Genomic DNA, 23,462 nt, shown 5'->3' on the forward strand with positions numbered 1-23,462 from the left:
GGGATTCCTAGGCGCGCCAGCGCGTGGTCATGAGGAATCCGACGATTGCGATGCCGAACCCAGCCACGATGTTCCACGAAGCCCATTCCTGAACGGGGAACCGGCCCTCGGTGATATAGAACGTGATGATCCAGATCAGTCCAATGATCATGAGGCCAAACATGACCGGCTTGTACCAAACGGGATTCGGCTTGTACTGCTGCGCGGCGGAAGTCTGCTGGGCCTGACGGGCAGGCCGCTTGCGGGGCTTGGACTCGGGCACGGATCCTCCTTGGCTGTTCGATTGAAACCCGATGCTGCCGGCCTTGGTATCCTGCAGGAAGGAAAAAATCCAGCGGTCAACGGCCACGCGGTGCTCCGGGTTGTTACTAGCTGTCAAGTCTAGCCGCAACCGGGGTAGGCCAGCGCCGCCCGCGCCCTATACGAGGAGACCCTGTGGCGGACCAGCAGACGACGGCGGCTGCAGCCGTGCCGTCCGCCCGCGGGACGCAGCGAAAACCTCCCCGCGCCCGGCTCAGAGCCTCGGACGTTATGCGCAAAATCAGCCAGGTACTGGGCGAGTTGCTCATCACCGCAGGCATTGTCCTCCTGCTTTTTGTGGGCTGGGAGCTGTGGTGGACCAACGTGGAGGCCGACGCCAAGCAGACCGAAGCCGTGAAGAGTTTTGCACAGGAATTTGCGGGACCGGTGACACCGGCTGCCAGCCAGGCTACGGACCACGGCCCGCCCGTCGTCGGGACAGCTCCTGCGCATGGGAAAACGATCGGGATCATGTACATCCCGCGATTCGGTCCGGACTACACGCGGCCCATTATCGAGGGAACAGACCAGGAGGTCCTGGACACACTGGGCCTGGGACACTACGGAAACACCAGCATGCCCGGAGCCCTGGGCAATTTTGCCGTCGCGGGACACCGGCAGACCCACGGCGCTGTACTGGATAACATCCACACACTGGTCCCCGGTGACAAAATCTACGTCCAGACGCCAGACGGCTATTACACCTATGTCTTCCGCAACAACCAGATTGTGTTGCCCAGCCAAACCGACGTCCTGATGCCGGTCCCCACCCAACCCGGAGTCACGCCCCGTGAAAGCATCCTGACCATGACCAGTTGCAACCCGCGCTTCGGATCCCAGGAACGCATCATCGCCTACTCCGTCCTTGAGGGGTGGCGACCGGCCTCGGCGGGACCGCCGTCGGAAATCGCCGCCCAAGTAGCCCAAGCCCAAGGAAAGGGGTAACGGATGTACGCCTGGATCTTCAGGAATTTGCCCGGCCCCTTGTGGGTGCGGATACTGACATCGGTGGCGCTTGTGGCCGTAGCCCTCGTCCTGATGGTGGAGTTCCTCTTCCCGTGGTTCTCCCAATTCACTTCTTTGACCGACTCAACGATTGGTTTAGTGCAGCAGCCATGAGCTCAACAAAAATCCTCGTCGTGGACAACTACGACAGCTTCGTTTACACCCTGGTGGGCTACCTGCAAGAACTCGGCGCCGAGACAACCGTGGTCCGAAATGACGACGTGACACTCGCAGAAGCCAAAGAGCTTGCCGCAGCCCGTGATGGAGTCCTCATCTCTCCCGGTCCAGGAACGCCGGCAGAAGCTGGTGTTTGCATCGACCTCATCAAGTGGTGTGGCGAGGCCGCCAAGCCTATGTTCGGAGTGTGCCTTGGCCACCAAGCCCTTGCCGAAGCTTATGGCGGCGTGGTCACCCATGCGCCTGAGCTGATGCACGGCAAAACCTCGCCTGTGCAGCACGAAGGCAAGAGCGTCTTTGTCGGGCTTCCGTCGCCTGTGACGGCTACGCGCTACCACTCACTCGCTGCGGTTCGCGACTCGATTCCGGACGTCCTGGAGATCACAGCCGAGACCACCAACGGTGTGGTCATGGGCCTGCAACACAAGACCGCTCCCCTCTGCGGTGTGCAGTTCCACCCGGAATCAGTCCTCACCGAGGGCGGCTACCAGATGCTGGGCAACTGGCTGGAGTCCCTCGGCATGACCGGCGCCGCGGAACGTGCTTCGAAGCTGAGCCCGCTGATCCAGCACTGAGGTGTAGCCAGGGGGCGGCGACTGATTAGTCCCGCTTGGTGGGCGTCGGCTTGGGGCTCGAGGTATCTGTTGGCGTAGGTGTAGGAGTCGGAGCCGGGGCTTTGGCTACCGTTACCGTTACTGTCTTGCCCTGGTCCACTTCAGTATTGAAGGTTTCGCTTTGCGCCGTGACCTTGCCGGGGGTCACCTGGGAATTTTCCTGCTCCACCACGGTCATGACGAGGCCGTTCTCCTTCAGCAGCGCTTCGGCTTCCGACTGGGCAAGACCGATCAGTTGGGGCATCAGCACTTTGCCGGAGGAGACCTGCAGCTCAACGTTGGAACCTGCGGCTATGGGCGCCCCCGGGGCTGGACCCGTGGTGATGACGAGTCCGATCGGAACGGTGGGGCTATGCGTTCTCACGCTGGAGATGTTGCCCGTGATTCCCAGGCGCCGGAGGGTGTCGCGGGCATCTGACTCTGTGCGGCCCACAATGTCTGCAGGGATAGTTACCGAGCTGGGACCGCTGGAGATGTTGAGGATGACTTCGGCGTTCTGTTCAAGCATTGAGCCCGCACTGGGTGCCGTGCCGATCGCCATGTCCTTGGCAATCTTGTCACTGGCCACACGTGCCGTTTTGGGGACCAGCTTTGCGGAGTAGAGCTCTTGCAGCGCCTGGGACTCCGACATGTTGGTCACCGAGGGAACCGCCACCTTGGCCGGTGTCGCGGGGGGCGCGTTGACGAGGCTGTAGATCCAGAATCCGGCGCCTGCGAGAACAAGGATAGTGAAGATTGCCAGTGTCGCCGCCCAAGTCCGACGCCGGGACTTCTGGCGCGCGGTCCGCTCACGTTCGGGTGGGAGGTCCAAGGGAAGCGGTTCGTCCAGCGGTTCCTCCATGGGATCCTGGGGGACGTCCTTGTAGTGCTCGACATCCAGGAATCCAACGGCTGTTGCGCTCAAGAGCTGCGTGTCCGGGTCTTCGGATGAAATGAGGTCGTTCGGATCGGTGGGTGCCTCGCTGGCGGGAAGAGCGGGTACGGGGATGCCATTGCTCGCGGCCCTGAGTGCCCGCCGGAAAGCAGCCGCATCCTGGAATCGGTCCGACCGGCTCTTTTGCAGGGCCTTGGCAAGGACGGAATCCAAAGCCTCGGAAACTTCGGGGTTATGGACGCTGGGAAGGTCTGGCGTCTCCCGGACGTGCTGGTAGGCCACTGAAACCGGGCTGTCGCCTACGAATGGTGGCCGGCTGGTAAGCAGTTCATACAGAAGGCAGCCGGCAGAGTAGAGATCACTGCGGGCATCAACGGTCTCGCCCCGTGCTTGTTCGGGGGAAAGATATTGGGCTGTTCCCACCACAGCCTGCGTCTGCGTCATGGTGGCAGCGGAGTCAGCCATGGCGCGGGCGATGCCAAAGTCCATGACCTTGACGTCCCCGGTATCAGCACAGACCATGACGTTGGCCGGCTTGATATCGCGGTGCACAATGCCCGCCCGGTGGCTGTACTCCAGCGCCGCGAGGACGCCAAGGGTGTAGCCGATGGAGTCTTCAACACCGAGTTCGTGCGCTTTGATCATGTCCCGCAGGGTCCGTCCTGCGACGAACTCCATCACGATGTATGGGACACGCACGTCCTCACCCGGTCCGCCCGGGACAGAGTACTCACCAGTATCGAAGATGGCCACGATGGAAGGGTGGTTCAGTGCCGCGACAGCCTGGGCCTCGCGTTTGAAACGGGCCTGGAACTGGGGATCGCGGGCCAGGTCAGCGCGCAGGACTTTGACGGCAATGGTGCGCCCCAGCAGCGTATCTGACCCACGGTAGACGTCTGCCATGCCACCACGGCCGATCAGGTCACCGAGTTCGTAGCGACCATTGAGGATGCGCTGCGAAGAGACAGGTGTGCTCTCCTCTCGGTGCGCTGGACCGGGCCGTGGCGTAGACATGGCGGCTACTTAATTGCTCGGGCTGCCGGAGCCGCTGGGGCTGGCGCTCGGGGACGTCGGATTGCTCGGTACAAGCGACTTGGACAGGTGGTATGTGACTACCGAACCAGCGGCAACCTTTGTTCCAGGGGCTGGCTCGGACCGTACGAAGGTCCCTGGTTTCTGGCCAACGGCACCATTCACGGGATCGCCCGGGACCCACCGCAGGTTCGCTGCTTCGATCAGTCCGCGGACCTCGTCCTCGCTGAGGCCGACACCGATGCTGGGCACGGACACCATTTCCGGACCCTTGGAGTACTGGACAGTGATAACTTCCCCTGGATCAACAGGACCGGTGGGGTTAAGGTCAGTTACCGTGCCCACCGCGGCAGTGTTGAATACTTCCTGCCCGTTTACCTGCAGGCCCAATCCAACAAGCTGACTGCGGACAGTCTCAAAGGGTTGTCCAAGATACTCCTCAGGGATCAGGTTGATCTTCTGGGGAGTGGACTGCGTCGGTGTGGGTGAGGGGGCCTGGGACGTCTGTGTTGGGGTGGCCGATTGCGACGTTGGACTTGCGCTCCGGCTTGGGCTTGCAGATGTGGACTCGCTCGGACCGGGATTCGGGGAGAAGAAGCCCGACTGTGAAATCAGGAAACCAACCAGTGCGAAGAGCACCAGCAGGATCAGGGCAACGAGTGGCCAGGTCCACGGGCTGCGCTTCTTACGCTCCGGTTCGACGTCGTCGTAGTTGTCGTCATCGCTGTAGATAACTTCTTCGTCGTCGTTCAGCTGCCGCTCTGCCTCAAGTGCATTCGCCCGCGACAAAGGGTTGTCGGCGGAAGCGCCGGCAGCTCCAAGGGCAGCCCCGGCTGCGCCTCCAATAGCGGCGGTGGCGCCGATTACCGGAAGTGCGGAAGTCGACGTCGCGGTGTGCTCCTTGCCAAACGGCGAGGTAACGACGCCGGTGGGGGCCGTAGCGGTATTGACAGGTGCCGTGATGGGTCCAGTAGCGGCTTCGAAGAGAAGCATTCCCGGCACCGCGGCGTGGGCAGTGGTGATATCGCCGTTGCGGATAGCCTCGGCGGCCTCAGCCAGCTTGATGGCGTTGGCTGGACGGTTCTTGGGATCCTTGGCGAGCATGGACATCAGGAGGGCACGCACCGGAGTAGGCAGCGTCTCCGGAAGCGGTGGTGGAGCATCATTGACCTGTGCAAGGGCAATGGCGATCTGCGATTCACCGGAGAACGGACGGTGGCCGGTGAGGCATTCGTAGCCGATGACGCCCAGCGAGTAGATGTCAGACGAACCAGTGGCAGTTTGTCCTGTTGCCTGCTCGGGAGCGAGGTACTGGGCGGTGCCCATGACCTGGCCGGTCTGGGTCAGCGGCACCTGGTCAGCCAGGCGGGCGATACCGAAGTCGGTGACCTTGACGCGGTTGTCAGGCGTGATCAGGAGGTTGCCCGGCTTGATGTCGCGGTGGACCAGGCCCTGGGCATGTGCCACGGCCAGGGCGCGCGCCGTCTGGGAGATGATCGAAAGGGTCATGTCAGGCGACAGGACCTGCTCGCGCTCAAGGATGCCGCTCAACGGATGGCCGGGCACCAGTTCCATGACCAGGTACGCAGAGCCGGCTTCTTCGCCGTAATCGAAGACGTTGGCAATACCCACGTGGTTAAGGAGTGCCGTGTGGCGGGCTTCAGCGCGGAAACGCTGGAGGAAGCCGGGGTCCCCGGTGTATTCCTCCTTGAGCACCTTGATGGCAACGATCCTGCCCAGGATCTGGTCCTTGGCCTTCCAGACCTCGCCCATGCCGCCAATCGCAATGCGACTGGTCAGCTGGAACCTGCCGCCGAGTGTGATTCCCGAAGTAGGTCTCACTTATTCAACACCGCCTCAAAAATCTTCTTTGCGTTCGGACTGGTTAGCTTGGCGCCTGTGAGCACATCCACACCTTCCATGACGATGGTGACGGCCACTTGCGGATCGTTCGCCGGGGCGAACCCGGTGAACCAAGAGTTGTTCAAACCTGAATCGCCGAGCTCGGCGGTACCGGTTTTACCGGCTACCTGGACTCCCGGGACGGCAGCGCCGCTGGCGATGCCGTTGGAGACCGCGCTGCTCATCCACTGGGTGATCTGGTTCGCGATGGGTTGGGTGGTGCTTGTACGGAGTGCCTCGGGCTTGAACTCGCTGATTACCCGGAGGTCGGGAGCGCGAACCGTCTTGACCAGGTTGGGCTTCATCTGCACACCACCGTTGGCAATTGCCGCAGTCATCAGGTTGATCTGCAGCGGGGTTGCCTTGACGTCGCGCTGACCCACTGACGACTGGGCCAGCTGCGCCTGGTCCAGATCCTTCGGGAAGACGCTGACGGCCTGCTGGAGCTTGAGCTGCTCGCCGAAGGTGTCCCCGAAACCGAACTTCTCTGCCTGCTCCCGAATGGCGTCCTGGCCCAGGTCCAGCGCGATGCTCGCAAAGGGTGTGTTGCACGACTGTTCCAGGGCGAAGGAGAACGTTGCCGTTTCACGGACGTTGCAGTTGCCGCCGGCGTAGTTGGGCAGGCTCGCACTGGATCCAGGCAGGGGCAGGCTGCTGGGGTTCGGCAGTTCACTGTCCTTGTTGTACTTGCCGGAATTCAGCGCCGCCGCAGTATCGACGAGCTTGAACACCGAGCCTGGCGACAACAAGTTACCTGTGGGCCCGCTGACGTTCTGATTCAAGTTGATGCCGGGAATCTTGTTCAGCTCGGCGTAATTGGCCGCTGCGGCAGCGGTGTCATGGGTCGCGATCAGGTTGGGGTCGTAGGACGGCTTGGAAACCATGGCCAGGATGGCGCCGGTTTTCGGGTTGGTCACCACGATCGAGCCACGCTGACCCTCCGGAATGAGGCCGTAGGCAAGCTGCTGGATGGCGGGATCCAGTGTCAGTTCCACGGAGGCGCCCTTGGGCTCATTGCCCAGGAACATCTGGCTGACGCGGTCCAGGAACAGCTGGTCAGAGTTGCCCGCCAACTGGTCACTCAGGGACTGCTCGAGCCCCGTAGAACCAAAACCCCTGGAGAAGTATCCGGTGATGCCCGCATAAAGTTCCGGCTGGGTGTACTTGCGTTGGAACGCGCAGGACTCGTTTCCCGGAACGGACTCTGCAATCGGCTTACCGGCGACGATGATCGCCCCGCGGTCGTTGCAGAACGTTGCCAGGATGGCCCGCTGATTCCATGGATTGGCGTTGAGGTCGTCAGCGCCAATGACCTGCACGTAGCTGATGGCGCCGAAAATCAACGCGAACATGGCGACGGCAGCCATCCACGAACTTCTAATTGCCTGGTTCATGGGTGTTTCACCGCTTCCGTGGGTGCGCCCGGTGTGGGTACGGCGGCCGACTTGCGGGCGGCGGGGTTGGTGCTGCTTGCAGGAGGTTTGTTGACCATCGGAGTGGTGTCTATGGGCCCGCGGGCCGTGTTGGAGATCATGAGCAGGAGGCCGACGATTATCCAGTTGGCCAGAAGCGAGGATCCACCGGCGGCCAGGAACGGCGTGGTGAGGCCCGTCAGTGGGATAAGCCTGGTGACGCCTCCGATGACCACGAAGCACTGGAGTGCGATTGCGAAGGAGAGCCCGCAAGCCAGCAACTTGCCGAACGCATCCCGGGTGCCCAGCGCGGCACGGAAACCGCGGGTAAAAAGCAACAGGTACAGCATCACGACGGCGAACAGACCAATGAGGCCGAGTTCTTCACCGATGAGTGCCACGATCATGTCGCTGTTGGCGAAGGGCACCAGGTCCGGCCTGCCTTGGCCAAGGCCCGTGCCCACCAGGCCGCCATCAGCCATGCCGAACAAGCCCTGGACGATCTGGCCACTGCCACCGGGTGACCTGCCAAACACCTCCGGAGTGAAGGCGTTGATCCAGCTGTCGATCCTGAAGGCAACGTGCGAGAAGATCTTGGAAGCGATGAAGCCGCCGCCAAGGATCAGGGCCAGGCCGATCACCACCCATGAGATGCGGCTTGTGGCGACGTAGATCATCACAATGAACAGGCCGAAGAAGAGGACTGACGATCCGAGGTCGCGCTGGAATACGAGGACACCAATGCTGACCAACCAGGCAGTGATCATGGGACCCAGGTCTTTGAACCGGGGGAACTGCATGGGGCCGATTTTCCGTCCGGCGAGCAGGATGAGATCCCGGTTGGAGGACAGATACCCGGCAAAGAATATGGCCAGGGTGATCTTGGCAATTTCACCGGGCTGGAACGTCATCGGGCCGATCTTGATCCACACGCTCGCACCCAGTACTTCACCGGCAGAGATGCCGGGAACGAGCGGCAAAATCAGAAGGAATGCACTCGCTGCCAAGGAAATGTAGGTAAACCGGCGCAAGACGCGGTGGTCCTTGAGGAACCAAATCACAGCGATGGATACCGCCATGGCAATAAGCGTCCAGCGCAGCTGATTATTACCGGTATCGTCCCCGGGCCCGTCCATGCGGTGGATCAAAGCGAGGCCGAGCCCGTTCAAGGCAACAACGATCGGAAGTATTACCGGGTCGGCATACTTGGCGCGCAGCCTGAGGACAACGTGGAAGGCAAAGGCAGCGACTGCTAGCAGGCTCGATTGGAACCAGAAGTCGCTGTCCAATCCACTTTCGGAATTGATGCTCACCAGAGCACTGGCGCCGATGCCAACGGCAAGCGCAAGCAGGATGAGCACCAGCTCAACATTGCGCCGCGGCTTGAGCGCGGTCTCAGTCTGGATCATTTTGCCGCCTCACAGGGAGTCGGTACGGGCGAAGGCGTGGGGCTGGCAATGGCCGCTGTACTTGGAATTGGAACACTTGTTGTCGCTGACGGAGTGGGGGAAGGAGTGGTGCTGGGGCAGGTTCCCGACGTACTGCCGTAGTTCTTCAGGTTCTCGACAATACGCTGGGCATCATCAAGGTCACCGGCGGGAACGGTCTGCCGAACACTCTGTTGACCGTACTCGGGAAGGGACTCAACACGGAGGTCAGTAACAGCCTCAAGCCGGGACAGCTGGATGGGTCCGAGCCGCTGCGAAATGCCGTTGAAGATTGCTACCCGGGAATCGTACTCGCCCACGTAATAGCGGGTCTGCGTCCAAGCGTAGCCAAGCCATAGGCCCACCACGACGCCGAGCACAACAACAGCAGCAACAGCGGGCATGAGCCAGCGAATGCGGCGTCGTGCCGGTTCTTCGACTTCCAAGCGGTCCTGCTCGGCTTTGTGCGTCAGGACCGTAGCCGCGCGTCGGGCAACAGTGCGGCCCGCGACCGTCGGGATTGATCCCGTTTCGGCGGCTGTAGCTGCGGCACCCACAAGCTCATGGGGACGGCTGGCGAGCTCTTCGCGGAGGACCTCAGCGGAAAGGTGCTCACCCAGGTGGGGGTCAGTAGTGGTGGGCGGCTCTTTGGAGGTTCCGTCTTCGTCAGCGGACTCAGCCTTCTCCGCGGTTGGGTCGCCATTGCTGAAGGATGAACCTGCATCGGCAACCTTGCCATCATTGGGCGCTGTTGCCTTAAGCTCGCCCGGACTGGCGTCTGCGGGCTTGGTGGCGGAGGGACCTTCCGTCGGCTTATCTGCAGCAGATGATTCCGGCTCGTCCAGCGCGGCAAGCGCCGCGGGAGGAACGACGTCGACGGCGGCCGTGTTGACGTCGTCGTCGGTCTCCTCAACAATCTCCAGCACGACCACGGTGACGTTGTCCGGGGCGCCGGCTTCCAACGTGAGATTAACCAGGATTTCCGCGCATTCCCGCAGGTCCTTGGTTTCCCGGAATACGCGCTCCACCACGTGCCCTGCCACGTAGTTGAGGCCATCTGAACAGAGCAACCAGCGTTCGCCCGGCTCGACGTCGAGGGCATCCAAGTCCAGCTCAGGGCTGGCATCGACGTCACCCAGGACGCGCATCAGAACGTTTTTGTGGGGATGTGTTTCGGCTTCTTCGGGGCGGAGCCGGCCTTCATCAATAAGGCGTTGGACGAACGTGTGGTCAATGCTGACTTGCTCGAACTTCTTGTTCCGCAGGCGGTAGGCCCGGGAGTCGCCGATGTGGGCGAAATGCAGTTTGCGGCCCTCAAGGAGCAGGGCGGTGACGGTGGTGCCCATGCCGGAGAGCTTGGGATTCTGATGCACCAGCTCAGACAGGAGCGAATTGGCGGTCTGGATCTCATCGGCGAGGATCGTGTCGGCGCCGTCGGGGTAGTCATCATGATCGAGGTGGATCATGTCCAGCACCGTGGAGGCCGACGCGACGTCTCCGCCCGCGTGACCCCCCATACCATCGGCAACGACTGCAAGATGGCGGCCCACATACGCGGAGTCGTCATTCTTGGAGCGGATCCGTCCGACGTCGGATCGCGCGGCGTAGCGCATGATGAGTGGGCGCTCCGCCGGCGTTTCCTTGCCTTCCGGGGTCTCGGGAGAGGCCATGGACTACGGCCTCAATTCAATAACCGTCTTGCCGATTCTCACGGGAACGCCAAGCTCCACCGGCAGGGCACGGGTGAGCTGTTGATCGGCAAGGTAGGTGCCGTTGGTGGACCCGAGGTCCTCAATGAACCAGCGGCTGCCCTGCGGGAACAATCGTGCATGCCGGCCGGAAGCGTAGTCGTCTTCCAGGACCAGCGTGGCTTCCTGAGCGCGGCCCAACAGGATAGGGCTTGCCGCCAAGGGAAGGGTGGTGCCTTTGAGGGGGCCTTCAGTCACCACCAGATTGCGCGCATGCTGGATGGCGGGCGCCGGGGAGGCGGCCAATTCGGGGTGCTTGCGGACCTCGCGCGCTGTGGGGACACCGGTCACGGCCTTGCGGCCGATCTGGAAGTCGCGGCGCATGGTGGACACGATGCTGAAGATCAAGACCCACAGCAACAGCAGGAAACCGAAGCGAAGGGCCGTGATGGTCAGTTCGCTGATGTCGTTCACGCGTGGCCACCCGGGGTCTGGGGGAGGAGGCGGAAAATGATCTTTGTACGTCCCATCGTGATGGTTGAGCCGTCAGTGAGCTCCACGCTGCCGTCCACCTTGTGACCGTTGACGTAACTGCCATTGGTGGAACCAAGGTCAACGGCCCACGTAGTGCCGTTCTGGGTGCGGACCTCAAGGTGCTTCCTGGAAACTCCGGTGTCATCCACCAGGATGTCCGCTTCCGAAGAGCGGCCCAGCACGACCGACTGGGCATTGAGGGAATACCGCTGGCCGGCAATGTCCAGGACAGGCTGGAGTCGGGTGGGCTGCCGGGCCGGTGCAGCTGGAACATTTGGCCGTGGGGCCTGTGGCGCGGCAGAGGCGTCGTCGGAGGATTTCTCGGTCCGGGAAGTTATTTCGAAGTGTCCGGCGCGTTCCTCTTCATTTCGACGGAACGAAATGCGGACCGCGCCCTGGAGCGTGTAGCCCTGGCTGCGAACGTGCTGGATGACCACATCGCACAGTTCCTCTGCCAGCGGAGTCCCCCACTCCTGGGCGCGTCCGAAATCTTCGTCGCTGAGGAGGACATCGAACACATTGGGGGCGAGAGTGCGCCCGGCTGCGATGGTGATGGACTTATTGTCCAGCTCGCGCCGTAGCTTGCTCGCGATTTCCACCGGCTCAACACGTGCCCGCGACCCCGTGGAGAAGACGTTGCGGACAGCCTTTTCAATGCCGCGCTCGACTTTGTCCAGCAAACCCATGGTCCTTCTCCTTTCCTCGCCGCGGCACCCACTGTGCCTGGTTCAATACTCCGTGCTTCGACCCGTCCACGCACACAGCAAAGTGAGCGCCGAACGGCCCTTCCACTTCCCGATACTACTGGGAGTGTCTGGGAATGGCCTTAATCCACAACGCCTTACGACGCGGAAAAGTTCGATTCCGGCCCGTCCTGACGGGGGAGCGAGGGGGTGAAATTTCCGTGCCGTTAAGCAGAAGTTGTACGCCTTGGGGGCCTCACGGCCGCGTTGTCCACACCCGGCAGGGACTCGATTGGTGTTTTGTCTGGAATGTCCGTTATGCTTGATCTCGCTGCTTTTGAAGGAAACGAAGCCGGGAGCCCGGTGGAATGTCCTGAAAAAGAAGTTGCGCGCGAGTGGCGGAACGGCAGACGCGCTGGCTTCAGGTGCCAGTATCCGAAAGGGTGTGGGGGTTCAAATCCCCCCTCGCGCACGCAATTGAAAGAGCCCCGGTCTTAGGATCGGGGCTCTTTTGCTTTGCCCGGAGTCTTTGCCCGGAATGCCTGGCCGGCCATGGGACCGGCTCTTGTTCGTCCTACTCACCGTTGAACGGCATGAATATCGAACAAGGCCGGGATTTGTAGGAGCCGAGCCCCATGGAAAATGTCAGCCGCGCGGCGAACCCTTGAACCGGCGTCGCGAATTGCTCAGGTGCAGGCGCATGGCCGCCGAGGCAGCGGCTGGGTCCGCATCGGCGATGGCTGCATATATAGAGGAATGCTCGTGGACCACTTGCTCGAAGCGTTCCCGGGAGTCCTCCTCGTCGCTGGCCAGTAGGCGTGTGCGGGGCATGGTGATCATCGTGTGGCCCAGCGCACTGATGCAGTCCGTATAAAAGGGATTGCCTGAGGCTGCAGCAACGGCCCGGTGGAATTCGAAGTCAGCCTTCATGGAATGGGCCGGGTGGCCGGAACTTGCCGTGAATTGCTCCAGGGCACCGTGCACTGCCTTCAATTGATGCTCCGTGTGATTCAGGGCAGCCAGCGCCGCGGCTTCAGTCTCCACGCCGATCCTGAAGTCGAGCATCTGCAGCCGGTCTTCCATGCTGACAACCGGCCTGGTGCCCGGAGCTTGAACAGGGCCGTCCGATGGCGGGGTCAGCGCGAAGCTGCCCCGCCCACGCTCGGTTTCGACAAGTCCCTCCGCTTGCAAACGTGTCAGGGCGGAGCGGACTACTGTCCGGCTGACGCCGTATTCGCTGATGAGGGTGTTTTCGCTGGGGAGTTTCTCACCTGGCTGGATGACGCCGTCGACGATGCGGTTGCGGAGGTCGGCGGCGAGATCCGCAGTCAGGTTTCGGCTCATGGGTTCAAGATTACGCGCCGAATTCCACGGATTCGGTGGTCCAGGCACGGGCCTGCCCGCTCAGCGTCACGCCGAGTCCGGGGCGGTCCGGAACGATCATGCGGCCGTTCTTGGTCTCAAGGCGTTCCTCGAACAATGGATCCAGCCAATCGAAGTGCTCCACCCAGGGCTCGCGCGGATAGGCAGCGGCCAGGTGGAGGTGGATCTCCATGGCGAAGTGCGGAGCCAGGCCAAGGCCACGTTCGTCGGCAAGGGCTGCGAGGCGCAGGAACTGGGTGATGCCGCCAACGCGTGGTGCATCGGGCTGGATGATGTCGCAACTGTTGGCGTTGATGAGGCCCTTGTGTTCCGCAACGGAGGCCAGCATCTCGCCTGTGGCGATGGGCGTGTCCAATACATGGGCAAGGTGGGCGTGACCCTCAAAATCGTAGGCGTCCAGCGGCTCTTCGATCCAGATGAGGTTGAATTCCTCAAGTTGGCGGCCCATGCGCAGGGCAGTCGCCCGGTCCCACTGCTGGTTGGCGTCCACCATGAGCGGTACGTCCCAGCCGATGTGTTCGCGGACGCCGGCCACGCGACGGAGGTCTTCCTTGGAATCCGGCAGGCCCACCTTGATCTTGATGCCGCCAATGCCTTCTTCGATGGACTGCGTTGCGCGTGCCTTGACCTCTTCCAATGTGGCGTTGAGGAAGCCGCCGGAGGTGTTATAGGTCTGCACGGAGTCGCGATAGGAGCCCAGCAGTTTGGCCAGGGGGAGTCCGGCGCGCTTGGCTTTGAGATCGTAAAGTGCGATGTCTATTGCTGCCAGGGCCTGGGTTGCAACGCCCGAGCGGCCCACTGAAGCTCCGGCCCAGAGAAGCTTGGTGTAGATCCTGCCGATGTCGTTGGGGTCCTCGCCGATGATGCCCTCCGCGACCTCCTTGGCGTGGGCGTACTGGGCCGGACCACCAGCGCGTTTTGAATAGCTGAATCCGATGCCGCTGTGGCCCTGCTCCGTGGTGATCTCGGCGAAGAGGAACACGACTTCGGTCATCGGCTTCTGACGGCCCGTGAAGACCTTGGCGTCGCTGATGGGCACGGTGAGGGGTAAGCGGGCCGTTGACAGCCTGATGTGTCGAATGAGATCTACGGGACTCATGGTTCTCCTAAGGGATGGGCATCTTTGCCTGAAACTTAGGATACAAGTTATTAACTTGTACTACAAGGAATTGGTTTGGAAACTACCGCCGCAGCGCCCCGAACCCGCTGATCAGAGCCTCGAGCCCCAGGTTAAAAGCAACGTCCGTTGGCCGCGCATGCTGCTCCAAGGCAAGTCGGTCCACAGCGGCGGTGAAGTTGGGAACCTGGTCCGCGAGCGAGCCGGCGTCGAAGATGTCTTCCGGCGCAGTGACGTCGTAAGCGGCCCCAAAGACGAAGGCCTCCAAAGCAACAATCGCCGAAATGATCTTCTCTTCCGGGAAGCCGGCGTCTCGGAATCCGGCGGTCACGGCCTCGTACATGGCTAGGGTCTTCGGGGCGTTCGCCACCGGCAGCACCGCAATGACGGGGATGAGTGGCGTGTGCTCCGAGAAGACATCCCGGTAGGACCACGCCCAGCGGCGCACGGCCACATCCCACGGCTCCACACCAAAAGCGGAGACATCAACCATCGCGGCCAAGTGGTCCTCTACAAGCAAGAGCACGTCGTCCTTGGATGCTACGTGGTTGTAGAGGGCGGATGGCGCCACGCCCAGCGAGCGTGCCAGGGCTGCCATGGTGAGTCCGTCGTAGCCCTTGCTGCTGATTAACTCCAGGGCCGCCGTCGTGATGCCGTTCTGGTCCAGGATGCGCGCAATGGGGCGTCCGGCGCGCCGCCGAGCCTTGCTGGCAGAAGCGGGGGCAACGCCCGGCTCGGGTTCTGGAGCGGGTGTGGGTGCGGGCATCGGAAGCCTTTCTGCTGCCTGTATCTCCAGCATTATTCCATTGGGTCTTCCCAGTGACGGACTTGGCCGCTATTATCAAATATAAATGAACGCCATTCATTTATTGGTCAGCCACCACGGACGGCCACGGAGAGGACATCATGCAGAATCTTGATCGCGACGTTGTGATCGTCGGTGCCGGACCGTCAGGGTTGACGGCGGCACGCGAATTGAAGAAGGCCGGACTCAGCGTTGCAGTGCTTGAAGCACGCGACCGCGTGGGCGGCCGCACCTGGACCGACACGATCGACGGCGCCATGCTGGAAATCGGCGGCCAGTGGGTTTCCCCGGACCAGACGGCCCTCATGGACCTGCTGGACGAGCTGGGACTGAAAATGTACTCGCGCTACCGCGACGGCGAGTCCGTTTACATCGGTGCCGACGGCAAACGCGTCCAGTACACGGGTGACACCTTCCCCGTAAACGAGCACACCAAGGCCGAGATGGACAAGCTCGTTGCCATCCTGGACGGGCTCGCCGCGGAGATCGGACCCACCGAGCCCTGGGCGCACCCCAAGGCCCGGGAACTGGACACCATCTCCTTCCACCACTGGCTCCGCCAGAACTCCAACGACGAGGAAGCCTGCAATAACATCGGGCTCTTCATCGCCGGTGGCATGCTCACTAAGCCCGCCCACGCCTTCTCTGCGCTGCAGGCTGTTCTCATGGCCGCTTCCGCAGGGTCCTTCACACACCTGACGGACGAAGACTTCATCCTGGACAAGCGCGTTATTGGTGGCATGCAGCAGGTTTCGCTGCTCCAGGCAGCCGAGCTGGGTTCCGACGTCGTGCTTAACAGCCCGGTTCGCACCATCAACTGGGACGTCGACCGCGTGACGGTTGAGTCTGAGCGAGCCACAGTGAATGCGCGGTATGTCATCATGGCGGTGCCGCCCAACCTGTACTCACGCGTTTCCTTCAACCCGCCGCTGCCGCGCCGCCAGCACCAGATGCACCAGCACCAGTCACTGGGCCTGGTCATCAAGGTGCACGCCGTGTACAGCACGCCGTTCTGGCGCGAAGAAGGCCTCTCCGGCACCGGTTTCAGCGCCGGCGCCCTGGTCCAGGAGGTCTACGACAACACCAACCACGGCGACTCCCGCGGCACCTTGGTGGGCTTCATTTCCGACGAAAAGGCCGACGCCGTGTTCGAGCTCAGCGCCGAAGACCGCAAGAAGGCCGTCCTCCAGTCCATCGCCGGCTTCCTCGGCGACAAGGCACTCACCCCCGAGGTCTACTACGAATCAGACTGGGGCTCCGAGGAATGGACCCGCGGCGCATACGCTTCCAGCTACGATCTCGGCGGCCTGCACCGTTACGGCAGGGACCAGCACGCGAACGTGGGACCGATCTACTGGTCCTCGTCCGATCTCGCGGCCGAGGGCTACCAGCACGTGGACGGCGCGGTCCGGATGGGCCAGGCGACCGCAGCCCGCATCGTCGAGGCCAACAAGTTGAGCGCGCTGCCGGTCGGCTAGGGCGTTGCGCCGGGATGGCACTTAACACCCGTTTTCCCGCCTGGGATCGGTGTTAAGTGTCACCTCGGCGCGGCTTGTCCGGCTCTCGGCACGCCTGCGGCTCGCTCCGCTTCGATGAGTGCTTGGGCCAGACGCTCGACGGCGGCCTGATAGTCAGTCCCGGGTGTCACCCGGCAGTGCTCAGCCTCCCGCATAGCGCGGGCAAGTGCAGCTGTCTCGGCCGTTCTGACGTCCGTCATTGCCGGGAAATCTATTGCTTGCCCGGGATCGAGTTCGTAGCGCTGCCACTGCTGGAGGACGCTCGCGTGGCGGGCGGCAGCTTCAGCAAAACCAGGACGACGCCGGGGCTCGGCTGAGTGGAGACGCTCCACCCTGCGACTGGTCGCCAGCGTTGCTGCTGCAGTGGCCATCGCGATGAAGACCATGATAAGTCCGGCCGGCGCCCATTCCACTGCGGGAACCAAGATGGCCGGAAGAATCACCACCAGGCCCGCGAAGAGATCCCAGAAGATCGTGTCCGGTTCCGGGCCGCGCCCATGCGTGAGTTTTCTGTGGAGGACGAACGTGGTTGCCGCTGTTGCGAGCACCAAGGCTACGCCCCACAGGAGCATCATGGCGGGCATTGGACCACCTCCAGGCGAGTACGCGCTGCTGTGATTTCAGTATGCGCCTGAGTGTTTCCGGGCAACACCTCCGTACGGACAATTCACCGCTCCCCGGGCGTAGCCTAGGCACCATGAGACTGAAAATGTGCAGCATCCACGTCAAGGACCCCGCTACGGCCCACGCTTTCTATACGGAAACGCTTGGCTTCGAAACCTTGATGGCCATGCCCGAGTACAACCTCTTCATCATTAAGGATCCCGGCGCGGACAACACTTCGGTGGGACTCCTGCTGGAGCCCAGCGACAACCCGATCGGCGCTAACTACATGAACGCCCTCCATGAGGCCGGGTTGGCAGCGATCACCTTTGGCGTGCCTGACGTCCAGGCTGAATATGAGCGTCTGCTGGCTGCCGGCGTGACGTTCCAGGGCGAACCCAGTGAGGATTTCTCCGGGATCAGCGCCGTCTTCGACGACGGGTGCGGGAACTTCGTCCAACTCCACCAGGACTAGTTAAACAGCTGTGGCCGGGACCAAAGGGTCCCGGCCACAGTCAGCTGAAAACTATGCGTGATCGCGCTTTGACGTCTTCGGGGCATCGCGCTTGGCGGCTGCGTTGTCCTTGGCTTCCTTAGTAGCTGCCTTCTTCGCAGCTTCGTCCTTGACCCTCTGGGCCTCGGCGCGGACTGCGGCGTGGGTGGCACGCTCCACAACCAACCACTGCGGCGGCGCCTGCAGCAGCTCGGTGATTTCCGCCGTCGTGAGTGCTTCTTCAACGCCGCCGCGGGCGAGGCCGCTGATGGAGACGTTCAGCTTCTGTGCCACTACCGGGCGCGGGTGCGGGCCGTTGCGGCGGAGCTCGGCGAGCCACTCCGGCGGGTTGGCCTGGAGTTCGGCGAATTCTTCGCGGGAGATGGACGAATCCTGGAACTCCTGGGGTGTCGCGGGCAGGTAGATGCCGAGTTTCTTGGCAACGGTTGCCGGCTTCATGGACTGGGAGTTCGAGGACGTCATGCTTCAAGGGTATCTGGCCGGTACTGTGAGTGTGTGCCAGCCGCTGAAGAATCCGCCCAAATAACCGAGCCCCCCACCGAGCTTCGCTTCGCTTATGTTGCCGGTGTGACGCCTGGGAAATGGATCCGGCGGTGGGAAGAGCGGATGCCGGACGTGCCATTGCATGCGTTTATGTCCGACGACGGTGCGCAGCTTTCGGTTCTGCGCGACGGTTCCGCTGACCTTAGCTTTGTTCGGCTGCCCGTGGACCGGGAAGGCCTGAACGTCATTCCCCTCTATGAAGAGCAGCCAGTGGTGGTCGCTCCCAAGGGGCACGAGATCTCCGTGTTTGAAGAAGTGGCGCTGGAGGACCTGTCCGAGGAGAACTTCCTGGACGTGGAGGAAATGGGCGGGCCCCATATGGCCTTGCAGGTGGTGGCTTCCGGAGCCGGATTGGCCATCCTGCCCATGTCGGTTGCCCGGCACCTGAACAACAAGCAGACCATCATGCGGCTATTGACTGGCGCTCCTGGAACGCAGATTGGCCTCGCGTGGCTTGCTGGTACGGATAGTCCGGTGATCGAGGAGTTCATCGGGATTGTGCGCGGCCGGACTGCGCAAAGTTCACGCCAGCCGTCCGCTCAGCAGGAGAAGCCGAAGAAGGCGCCCAAGCCGGATCGTCGCGGGGGCGGGGCCAAGAAGCCTGCCGTCGCGCAGCGCTACGCCCCGAATCCGGACAAGGGCCGCGGCAAGGGTTCGCGCAAGAAGGGCAAGCGCTAGTTATTCACCGTGGATTGCGGCCTGCTGCTGCTCTGATCTGTTGAGGTAGGCGAGCAAAAGGTCCCCGGCGCGCTCCAGGTCGCCGGATTCGAGCGCTGAGCAAATCTGCTCGTTTTCCTTGAGCCAGTCGCTGTAGAAGTGCGCGTTCATGGTGGCCTTGTGGAAGTACAGACGCATCTCAGCGAGCACTTGGGCCATGATCGTGTTCAATCTCCCGCTTTCGGCCAGGGCAACGATGGCCCCGTGGAAATGCTGGTTGGCGCTGCCCAAGCCCTCGTTGTCGTTGGCGGCTGCTGCGCGCTTTCCCTCCTCGACGGCGGCCCTGATGGCGGCAATGCGCTCTGCGGAACCGCCGGCACGGATGGAACTGACCTCAATGGCGCGGCGGACCGTATAGACATCGTGAATATCCCCTGCTTCCAGTGTGGCGACGTACACTCCGCGGTTGGGGAGACGGACCAGGAGCCGTTCGCTGGCTAGTTCCGCGAAGGCTTCACGGACGGTGTTGCGGGAAACGCCCAGGTCCTCGGCGATGGTTGCTTCCGTGAGCTTGGCCCCTGGCACAAGGAAGCCTTCGGCCAGTTGGTAGCGCAGTTCCTCGGCGACCCTCTCGGCAACTGAAGGCACCCGAAGGCGCATACGGGCGCCGGCGCCGTCGATGCCAGTTCTTTCGCTGGATTCCTGATCTGCACTGGCCATGACACCAAAATTACACGATTGCCAAAAATTAGGATCGCTGGATTGTTGAACAATCCGGTAATCTGGTGCATCCTTGATGTAACGCACATCACGAGGCAGGAATCACACCATGGCAATCATCGACCTGAACAGCGACGTCGGAGAGTCCTTCGGACGTTGGACGCTGGGCGACGACGCAGCCATGTTCGAATCCGTTTCCAGTGCCAACGTTGCGTGCGGATTCCACGCTGGCGACCCCAGCGTTATCCGCAGCACCTGCAAGAAGGCGGCTGAGGCCGGCGTCGTAATTGGCGCCCACGTCGGCTACCGGGATCTTGCAGGATTCGGCCGTCGCTTCCTGGACGTTGATCCCATGGAGCTGGCCGACGATGTCGTTTACCAGATCGGCGCCCTGCAGGCGCTGGCTGCCACGACGGGTGCGAGCGTCAAGTACGTGAAGCCCCACGGCGGTCTCTACAACGCGATCGTCAAGCACACCGCTCAGGCAAAGGCCGTGGTCGACGCCGTGAAATCAGTTGACCCCACCCTCCCGATCCTCGGTCTCCCCGGTTCCGAAGTCCTCCGTCTTGCAGACGCAGCCGGACTTCGTGGTGTTTCCGAAGCTTTCGCGGACCGCGCCTACAACCCGGACGGAACCCTCGTCCCACGCACCCAAGCAGGCGCCGTCCTACACGATCCCGCTGAAGTGGCGGAACACGTTTTGCGGATGGCCACCGAACAGTCCGTCAGGACCATCGATGGTTCCATCCTGAAGATCCGCGCGGAGAGCATCTGCGTGCATGGTGACTCACCAGGAGCTGTCGCGATGGCTACTGCGGTGAAGTCCGCTCTCGACGACGCCGGCGTCAGCATCGGCTCGTTCCTCTAAATCCCCAAGCTTGAGCACAACCCCCTCATCCCCCCGGAGGAAACCATGACCAGCACCAACGCAGCCAAGGCCGTGACAAGGAAGCCACCGGCCGGCGCCCTGAAGGCTTACGTAGCCAGCCTCACCGGCACGTCGCTTGAATATTATGACTTCGCTATCTACTCCGTAGCTTCGGCCCTCGTCTTTCCCAAGATCTTCTTCCCCGGCAACGATGAGTTCGTTGCACTATTGCTCTCCTTCTCAGCTTTTGCGGTGGGCTACTTGGCCCGTCCGATCGGCGGCGTCATCTTCGGGCGTTTGGGCGACAAGATCGGGCGCAAGTACGTCCTGGTCTTCACGCTCGTGCTTATCGGAGTCGCGACCGTCCTCATAGGTGCGCTGCCTGACTACTCGGTGATTGGCGTGGCGGCGCCCACCATCCTGGTTCTTCTTCGCCTCGCCCAGGGCATCGGTGTCGGTGGTGAATGGGGTGGAGCGGTTCTGCTGTCCAGCGAATTCGGTGACCCCAACAAGCGTGGCTTCTGGTCCTCCGCTGCGCAGATCGGCCCGCCTGCAGGCAACCTGATGGCCAATGGCGTCCTCGCCATCCTTGCTGCTTCATTGAGCACTGAGGCGTTCCTGTCCTGGGGCTGGCGCGTCGCCTTCCTGGCATCCGCACTCCTGGTGGTCTTTGGCCTGATCATCCGCCTCAAGCTCGAAGAAACCCCGGTCTTCAAGGCGATCCAGGCCCACGGCGAACGGCCCAAAGCACCCATCAAGGAGGTCTTCACCACCGAACCCAAGGCCTTGGTTTCCGCAGCGCTCTCGCGGGTCTGCCCTGACGTTCTCTACGCGCTGTTCACGGTGTTTGTGGCGGTGTACGCCACCAAGCAACTTGGTATGACTACAGGCAATGTCCTGGCAGCCATCCTCATCGGTTCCGCGTTCCAGCTGTTCCTCATTCCGTTGGCCGGCGCTCTTACCGACCGCTTCAACCGCCGCCTTGTCTACGGCGTAACAGCAGCCGCTACAGCCGTCTATATTCCCCTGTTCTTCCTCATGATCCAGGGCAAGTCAGTGGTCATGCTGACTATTGGCACAGTGATCGGTTTGGCGCTCCACGCATTCATGTATGGCCCGCAGGCTGCCTTCATCACTGAGCAGTTCCCAGCCCGCCTGCGCTACGCCGGCAGCTCCTTGGCTTACACCCTGGCCGGCGTGATTGGTGGAGCTGTTGCGCCCATCATCTTCACGGCTCTCTACGGCGCCGCATCCGGCGGCTGGTATTTGATCGCCGGGTACCTCGTCCTGACAGCCGTTGTCACGATCGTGGGCATGGTCCTGGGCCGGGATCCGAAGCCTGAAGAAGACGTTCGCCTGCTGCAGGAGTCGCCCGCCTAAATGGCGGCGAAGCGGATGATGGAGACCGTGATGCAAACGACCACCGCGAAGCAAACTGCCACAGCGAAGCAATCGACCACCGCGAAAAAGGTCCGCTCTGTGCGACCCGTCGGCACCCGTGCCGTCCTTGCGGAGCTGGATGGACTCCAGGACGTACTGGCCCTGCAGGACATGCTCTACAAGTCTCCGCTTCCTGGCCAGGTTGACGTGCTGGCGGCAGCCGAAACGGTTATGGTCGTTGGCGAATCCGCAGCGGCAACGCGCGCCATCGGCGCCCGGTTGCTCGAGCTGGAACTCACGGCGACCGAGGCTACTGACTCTGGGCTTGTGGTCATCGATACCGTGTACGACGGCGATGACCTCGCCGATGTCGCGGAACTCACCGGGCTGAGCGTGGAGGGCGTAATTTCGGCCCACACAGACCAGATCTGGACTGTTGCTTTCGCCGGCTTCGCTCCCGGATTCGGCTACATGGTGGGCGAGAATGAAGTCCTCACGGTTCCCCGCCGCTCCTCACCGCGCACGGCTGTTCCCGCTGGATCCGTGGCCCTCGGCGGCCAGTACTCGGCTGTCTACCCCCGGCGTTCTCCCGGCGGTTGGCAGCTGATTGGCCGAACGGGAGCCCGTATGTGGGATCTCGACCGTCCCCAACCGGCCCTGGTTCGGCCCGGCGACAGGGTGCAGTACCGCGCTGTTCGGGAGGTTGTCACGGCCAGTGCGGAGCATCAAGCTGAACCCGAGGCCGATCACCACACGGACTCCGGCCTGCGGATCCTCAACCCCGGGGCGCAAAGCCTTATCCAGGATCTGGGCCGGAGAGGCTACGGGGCCTTGGGGGTCTCGGCGGCCGGTGCCTTGGACCGGGCATCCCTGCGCCGCGCCAACCGCCTCGTCGGCAACAGCTCGTCGGCTGCCGCCATCGAGACCGTCAACGGTGGGCTGACCGTGGAAGCGGTCGGTGACCAGGTGATTGCCGTGACAGGTGCGCCTACCACCCTCACCGTCCAGTCGCCGTCGTCGGCTGAATTTGAGGAGTCTGACGGCGACGCCCGGAACGCAGTGCGCAGCGTCCCGATTGCTGCTCCATTCGCCTTGCTCGACGGCGAAGTACTTACCCTCGGACCGCCCGAGGCCGGGTTCCGGAACTACGTTGCAATCCGCGGTGGCATAGCGGTTCCCGAAGTCCTGGGGAGTCGTTCGGCCGATACGATGTCCGGGATCGGACCTGCCTCGCTGGTGGTTGGGCAGGAGCTCCCGGCGGGCGCCGCCACGGCGTCTACTGCGGTTGGAAGTCCGGAGCTGCAACCGGAATTTCCGGGTACCAGTGTCACCGTTCTCGATGTGGTTCCCGGACCCCGTGCTGATTGGTTCGATCAGTCCGCCATCGAGTCCCTGACATGTCAGGAATGGCTGGTCACACCACAATCCAATCGCGTGGGCATGCGACTGGACGGTACTCCTCTCCAGCGCGCCCGCGAGGGTGAACTTCCCAGCGAGGGGACTATGGCTGGTGCCCTCCAGATCCCGCCCGCCGGACTTCCCGTGCTGTTCTTGGCCGACCACCCCATCACCGGTGGATACCCCGTGATCGGCGTGGTTCGCGACGAACACCTTGACCTTGCCGGGCAGGTCCCCATTGGCGGACGGATCCGGTTCCGGATGGTCCCCGATTCCCCCGACTTCACCAAGACCCCAGAGAAGTGAGTA

General features: G+C 62.4%; 22 protein-coding genes and 1 tRNA gene. 9 read left to right on the forward strand and 14 right to left on the reverse strand.

The window, feature by feature from the left end:
* Positions 1–7 precede the first annotated feature (7 nt).
* On the reverse strand, positions 8–262 hold the full coding sequence (locus AC1DD7_RS06115) for a cell division protein CrgA (protein ID WP_216924354.1): 255 nt from the start codon (positions 260–262) through the stop codon (positions 8–10).
* Between the two features lie 158 nt (positions 263–420).
* Between AC1DD7_RS06115 and AC1DD7_RS06120 the strand changes: the two genes are divergently transcribed.
* On the forward strand, positions 421–1,245 hold the full coding sequence (locus AC1DD7_RS06120; protein ID WP_477514319.1) for a class E sortase: 825 nt from the start codon (positions 421–423) through the stop codon (positions 1,243–1,245).
* A 170-nt stretch (positions 1,246–1,415) separates the two neighbouring features.
* Positions 1,416–2,057, forward strand: coding sequence for an aminodeoxychorismate/anthranilate synthase component II (locus AC1DD7_RS06125; RefSeq protein WP_224094520.1), 642 nt, complete (start codon positions 1,416–1,418; stop codon positions 2,055–2,057).
* A gap of 25 nt (positions 2,058–2,082) precedes the next feature.
* Here AC1DD7_RS06125 and pknB read toward each other — a convergent pair whose 3' ends face one another.
* From pknB to AC1DD7_RS06160, 7 genes are read right to left on the reverse strand one after another with little or no spacing between them, the layout of a single operon-like run.
* The gene (gene pknB / locus AC1DD7_RS06130) at positions 2,083–3,984 is read right to left on the reverse strand and encodes a Stk1 family PASTA domain-containing Ser/Thr kinase (RefSeq protein ID WP_477514232.1); all 1,902 of its coding nucleotides are present in this window, start codon (positions 3,982–3,984) and stop codon (positions 2,083–2,085) included.
* A 9-nt stretch (positions 3,985–3,993) separates the two neighbouring features.
* Positions 3,994–5,844: a protein kinase domain-containing protein gene (locus AC1DD7_RS06135; protein ID WP_477514233.1), complete on the reverse strand. Its 1,851-nt coding sequence runs from the start codon at positions 5,842–5,844 to the stop codon at positions 3,994–3,996.
* Positions 5,841–7,298 carry a penicillin-binding transpeptidase domain-containing protein gene (locus AC1DD7_RS06140; protein ID WP_477514234.1) on the reverse strand — a complete coding sequence of 486 codons (1,458 nt, stop codon included), beginning with the start codon at positions 7,296–7,298 and terminating at the stop codon, positions 5,841–5,843. The genes AC1DD7_RS06135 and AC1DD7_RS06140 overlap by 4 nt, the downstream gene beginning before the upstream one ends.
* Positions 7,295–8,725, reverse strand: coding sequence for an FtsW/RodA/SpoVE family cell cycle protein (locus AC1DD7_RS06145; protein WP_477514235.1), 1,431 nt, complete (start codon positions 8,723–8,725; stop codon positions 7,295–7,297). The genes AC1DD7_RS06140 and AC1DD7_RS06145 overlap by 4 nt, the downstream gene beginning before the upstream one ends.
* Entirely contained in the window at positions 8,722–10,413 is a 1,692-nt protein-coding gene (locus AC1DD7_RS06150) for a PP2C family protein-serine/threonine phosphatase (RefSeq protein WP_477514236.1), read from the reverse strand. The genes AC1DD7_RS06145 and AC1DD7_RS06150 overlap by 4 nt, the downstream gene beginning before the upstream one ends.
* Positions 10,414–10,416: 3 nt before the next feature.
* Positions 10,417–10,896 carry an FHA domain-containing protein FhaB/FipA gene (locus tag AC1DD7_RS06155; protein ID WP_477514320.1) on the reverse strand — a complete coding sequence of 160 codons (480 nt, stop codon included), beginning with the start codon at positions 10,894–10,896 and terminating at the stop codon, positions 10,417–10,419.
* 5 nt (positions 10,897–10,901) lie between these two features.
* Positions 10,902–11,651 carry an FhaA domain-containing protein gene (locus AC1DD7_RS06160; RefSeq protein WP_477514237.1) on the reverse strand — a complete coding sequence of 250 codons (750 nt, stop codon included), beginning with the start codon at positions 11,649–11,651 and terminating at the stop codon, positions 10,902–10,904.
* 386 nt (positions 11,652–12,037) lie between these two features.
* On the opposite strand from AC1DD7_RS06160, the gene AC1DD7_RS06165 reads away from it, so the two are divergent.
* Positions 12,038–12,120 (forward strand) — tRNA-Leu (locus tag AC1DD7_RS06165).
* 173 nt (positions 12,121–12,293) lie between these two features.
* Here the strand turns inward: AC1DD7_RS06165 and AC1DD7_RS06170 are convergent.
* The 3 genes from AC1DD7_RS06170 to AC1DD7_RS06180 all read right to left on the reverse strand — a co-directional run bounded on the left by AC1DD7_RS06170 (position 12,294) and on the right by AC1DD7_RS06180 (position 14,947).
* Entirely contained in the window at positions 12,294–12,992 is a 699-nt protein-coding gene (locus AC1DD7_RS06170; protein ID WP_477514238.1) for a FadR/GntR family transcriptional regulator, read from the reverse strand.
* A 10-nt stretch (positions 12,993–13,002) separates the two neighbouring features.
* On the reverse strand, positions 13,003–14,130 hold the full coding sequence (locus AC1DD7_RS06175) for an L-talarate/galactarate dehydratase (protein WP_477514239.1): 1,128 nt from the start codon (positions 14,128–14,130) through the stop codon (positions 13,003–13,005).
* Between the two features lie 82 nt (positions 14,131–14,212).
* Positions 14,213–14,947, reverse strand: a complete 735-nt coding sequence (locus tag AC1DD7_RS06180) for a TetR/AcrR family transcriptional regulator (RefSeq protein ID WP_477514240.1) — start codon at positions 14,945–14,947, stop codon at positions 14,213–14,215.
* 65 nt (positions 14,948–15,012) lie between these two features.
* On the opposite strand from AC1DD7_RS06180, the gene AC1DD7_RS06185 reads away from it, so the two are divergent.
* Positions 15,013–16,431, forward strand: coding sequence for a flavin monoamine oxidase family protein (locus AC1DD7_RS06185; protein WP_477514321.1), 1,419 nt, complete (start codon positions 15,013–15,015; stop codon positions 16,429–16,431).
* A 59-nt stretch (positions 16,432–16,490) separates the two neighbouring features.
* Here the strand turns inward: AC1DD7_RS06185 and AC1DD7_RS06190 are convergent, their stop codons facing one another.
* Entirely contained in the window at positions 16,491–17,054 is a 564-nt protein-coding gene (locus tag AC1DD7_RS06190) for a hypothetical protein (protein WP_477514241.1), read from the reverse strand.
* A gap of 113 nt (positions 17,055–17,167) precedes the next feature.
* On the opposite strand from AC1DD7_RS06190, the gene AC1DD7_RS06195 reads away from it, so the two are divergent.
* The gene (locus AC1DD7_RS06195) at positions 17,168–17,548 is read left to right on the forward strand and encodes a VOC family protein (RefSeq protein WP_477514242.1); all 381 of its coding nucleotides are present in this window, start codon (positions 17,168–17,170) and stop codon (positions 17,546–17,548) included.
* A 51-nt stretch (positions 17,549–17,599) separates the two neighbouring features.
* Here AC1DD7_RS06195 and AC1DD7_RS06200 read toward each other — a convergent pair whose 3' ends face one another.
* Positions 17,600–18,049, reverse strand: coding sequence for a DUF5997 family protein (locus AC1DD7_RS06200; RefSeq protein ID WP_223935217.1), 450 nt, complete (start codon positions 18,047–18,049; stop codon positions 17,600–17,602).
* A gap of 33 nt (positions 18,050–18,082) precedes the next feature.
* On the opposite strand from AC1DD7_RS06200, the gene AC1DD7_RS06205 reads away from it, so the two are divergent.
* On the forward strand, positions 18,083–18,808 hold the full coding sequence (locus AC1DD7_RS06205; RefSeq protein WP_477514243.1) for a LysR family transcriptional regulator substrate-binding protein: 726 nt from the start codon (positions 18,083–18,085) through the stop codon (positions 18,806–18,808).
* Here AC1DD7_RS06205 and AC1DD7_RS06210 read toward each other — a convergent pair whose 3' ends face one another.
* A complete protein-coding gene (locus AC1DD7_RS06210; RefSeq protein WP_477514244.1) occupies positions 18,809–19,507 on the reverse strand; it encodes a GntR family transcriptional regulator in 699 nt (232 codons plus the stop codon).
* 109 nt (positions 19,508–19,616) lie between these two features.
* Between AC1DD7_RS06210 and AC1DD7_RS06215 the strand changes: the two genes are divergently transcribed.
* The 3 genes from AC1DD7_RS06215 to AC1DD7_RS06225 are packed head-to-tail and all read left to right on the forward strand — an operon-like array spanning position 19,617 to position 23,459.
* Positions 19,617–20,375: a LamB/YcsF family protein gene (locus AC1DD7_RS06215; protein WP_477514245.1), complete on the forward strand. Its 759-nt coding sequence runs from the start codon at positions 19,617–19,619 to the stop codon at positions 20,373–20,375.
* Positions 20,376–20,420: 45 nt separating this feature from the next.
* On the forward strand, positions 20,421–21,755 hold the full coding sequence (locus AC1DD7_RS06220) for an MFS transporter (protein WP_477514246.1): 1,335 nt from the start codon (positions 20,421–20,423) through the stop codon (positions 21,753–21,755).
* 30 nt (positions 21,756–21,785) lie between these two features.
* Complete coding sequence (locus AC1DD7_RS06225; RefSeq protein ID WP_477514247.1) at positions 21,786–23,459, forward strand: 5-oxoprolinase subunit B/C family protein; 1,674 nt, start codon at positions 21,786–21,788, stop codon at positions 23,457–23,459.
* Positions 23,460–23,462 lie beyond the last annotated feature (3 nt).

Source organism: Paenarthrobacter sp. 10L412 (genome assembly GCF_056395565.1).

Bases quoted from the DNA above. Each gene is read 5' to 3' on its own strand.
- AC1DD7_RS06125 (WP_224094520.1), top strand. From the start codon at position 1,416: ATGAGCTCAACAAAAATCCTCGTCGTGGACAACTACGACAGCTTCGTT.
- AC1DD7_RS06160 (WP_477514237.1), bottom strand. From the start codon at position 11,651: ATGGGTTTGCTGGACAAAGTCGAGCGCGGCATTGAAAAGGCTGTCCGC.
- AC1DD7_RS06175 (WP_477514239.1), bottom strand. From the start codon at position 14,130: ATGAGTCCCGTAGATCTCATTCGACACATCAGGCTGTCAACGGCCCGC.
- AC1DD7_RS06150 (WP_477514236.1), bottom strand. From the start codon at position 10,413: ATGGCCTCTCCCGAGACCCCGGAAGGCAAGGAAACGCCGGCGGAGCGC.
- AC1DD7_RS06170 (WP_477514238.1), bottom strand. From the start codon at position 12,992: ATGAGCCGAAACCTGACTGCGGATCTCGCCGCCGACCTCCGCAACCGC.
- AC1DD7_RS06190 (WP_477514241.1), bottom strand. From the start codon at position 17,054: ATGCCCGCCATGATGCTCCTGTGGGGCGTAGCCTTGGTGCTCGCAACA.
- AC1DD7_RS06210 (WP_477514244.1), bottom strand. From the start codon at position 19,507: ATGGCCAGTGCAGATCAGGAATCCAGCGAAAGAACTGGCATCGACGGC.
- AC1DD7_RS06220 (WP_477514246.1), top strand. From the start codon at position 20,421: ATGACCAGCACCAACGCAGCCAAGGCCGTGACAAGGAAGCCACCGGCC.
- AC1DD7_RS06140 (WP_477514234.1), bottom strand. From the start codon at position 7,298: ATGAACCAGGCAATTAGAAGTTCGTGGATGGCTGCCGTCGCCATGTTC.
- AC1DD7_RS06195 (WP_477514242.1), top strand. From the start codon at position 17,168: ATGAGACTGAAAATGTGCAGCATCCACGTCAAGGACCCCGCTACGGCC.
- AC1DD7_RS06215 (WP_477514245.1), top strand. From the start codon at position 19,617: ATGGCAATCATCGACCTGAACAGCGACGTCGGAGAGTCCTTCGGACGT.
- AC1DD7_RS06225 (WP_477514247.1), top strand. From the start codon at position 21,786: ATGCAAACGACCACCGCGAAGCAAACTGCCACAGCGAAGCAATCGACC.
- AC1DD7_RS06200 (WP_223935217.1), bottom strand. From the start codon at position 18,049: ATGACGTCCTCGAACTCCCAGTCCATGAAGCCGGCAACCGTTGCCAAG.
- AC1DD7_RS06145 (WP_477514235.1), bottom strand. From the start codon at position 8,725: ATGATCCAGACTGAGACCGCGCTCAAGCCGCGGCGCAATGTTGAGCTG.
- pknB (WP_477514232.1), bottom strand. From the start codon at position 3,984: ATGTCTACGCCACGGCCCGGTCCAGCGCACCGAGAGGAGAGCACACCT.
- AC1DD7_RS06180 (WP_477514240.1), bottom strand. From the start codon at position 14,947: ATGCTGGAGATACAGGCAGCAGAAAGGCTTCCGATGCCCGCACCCACA.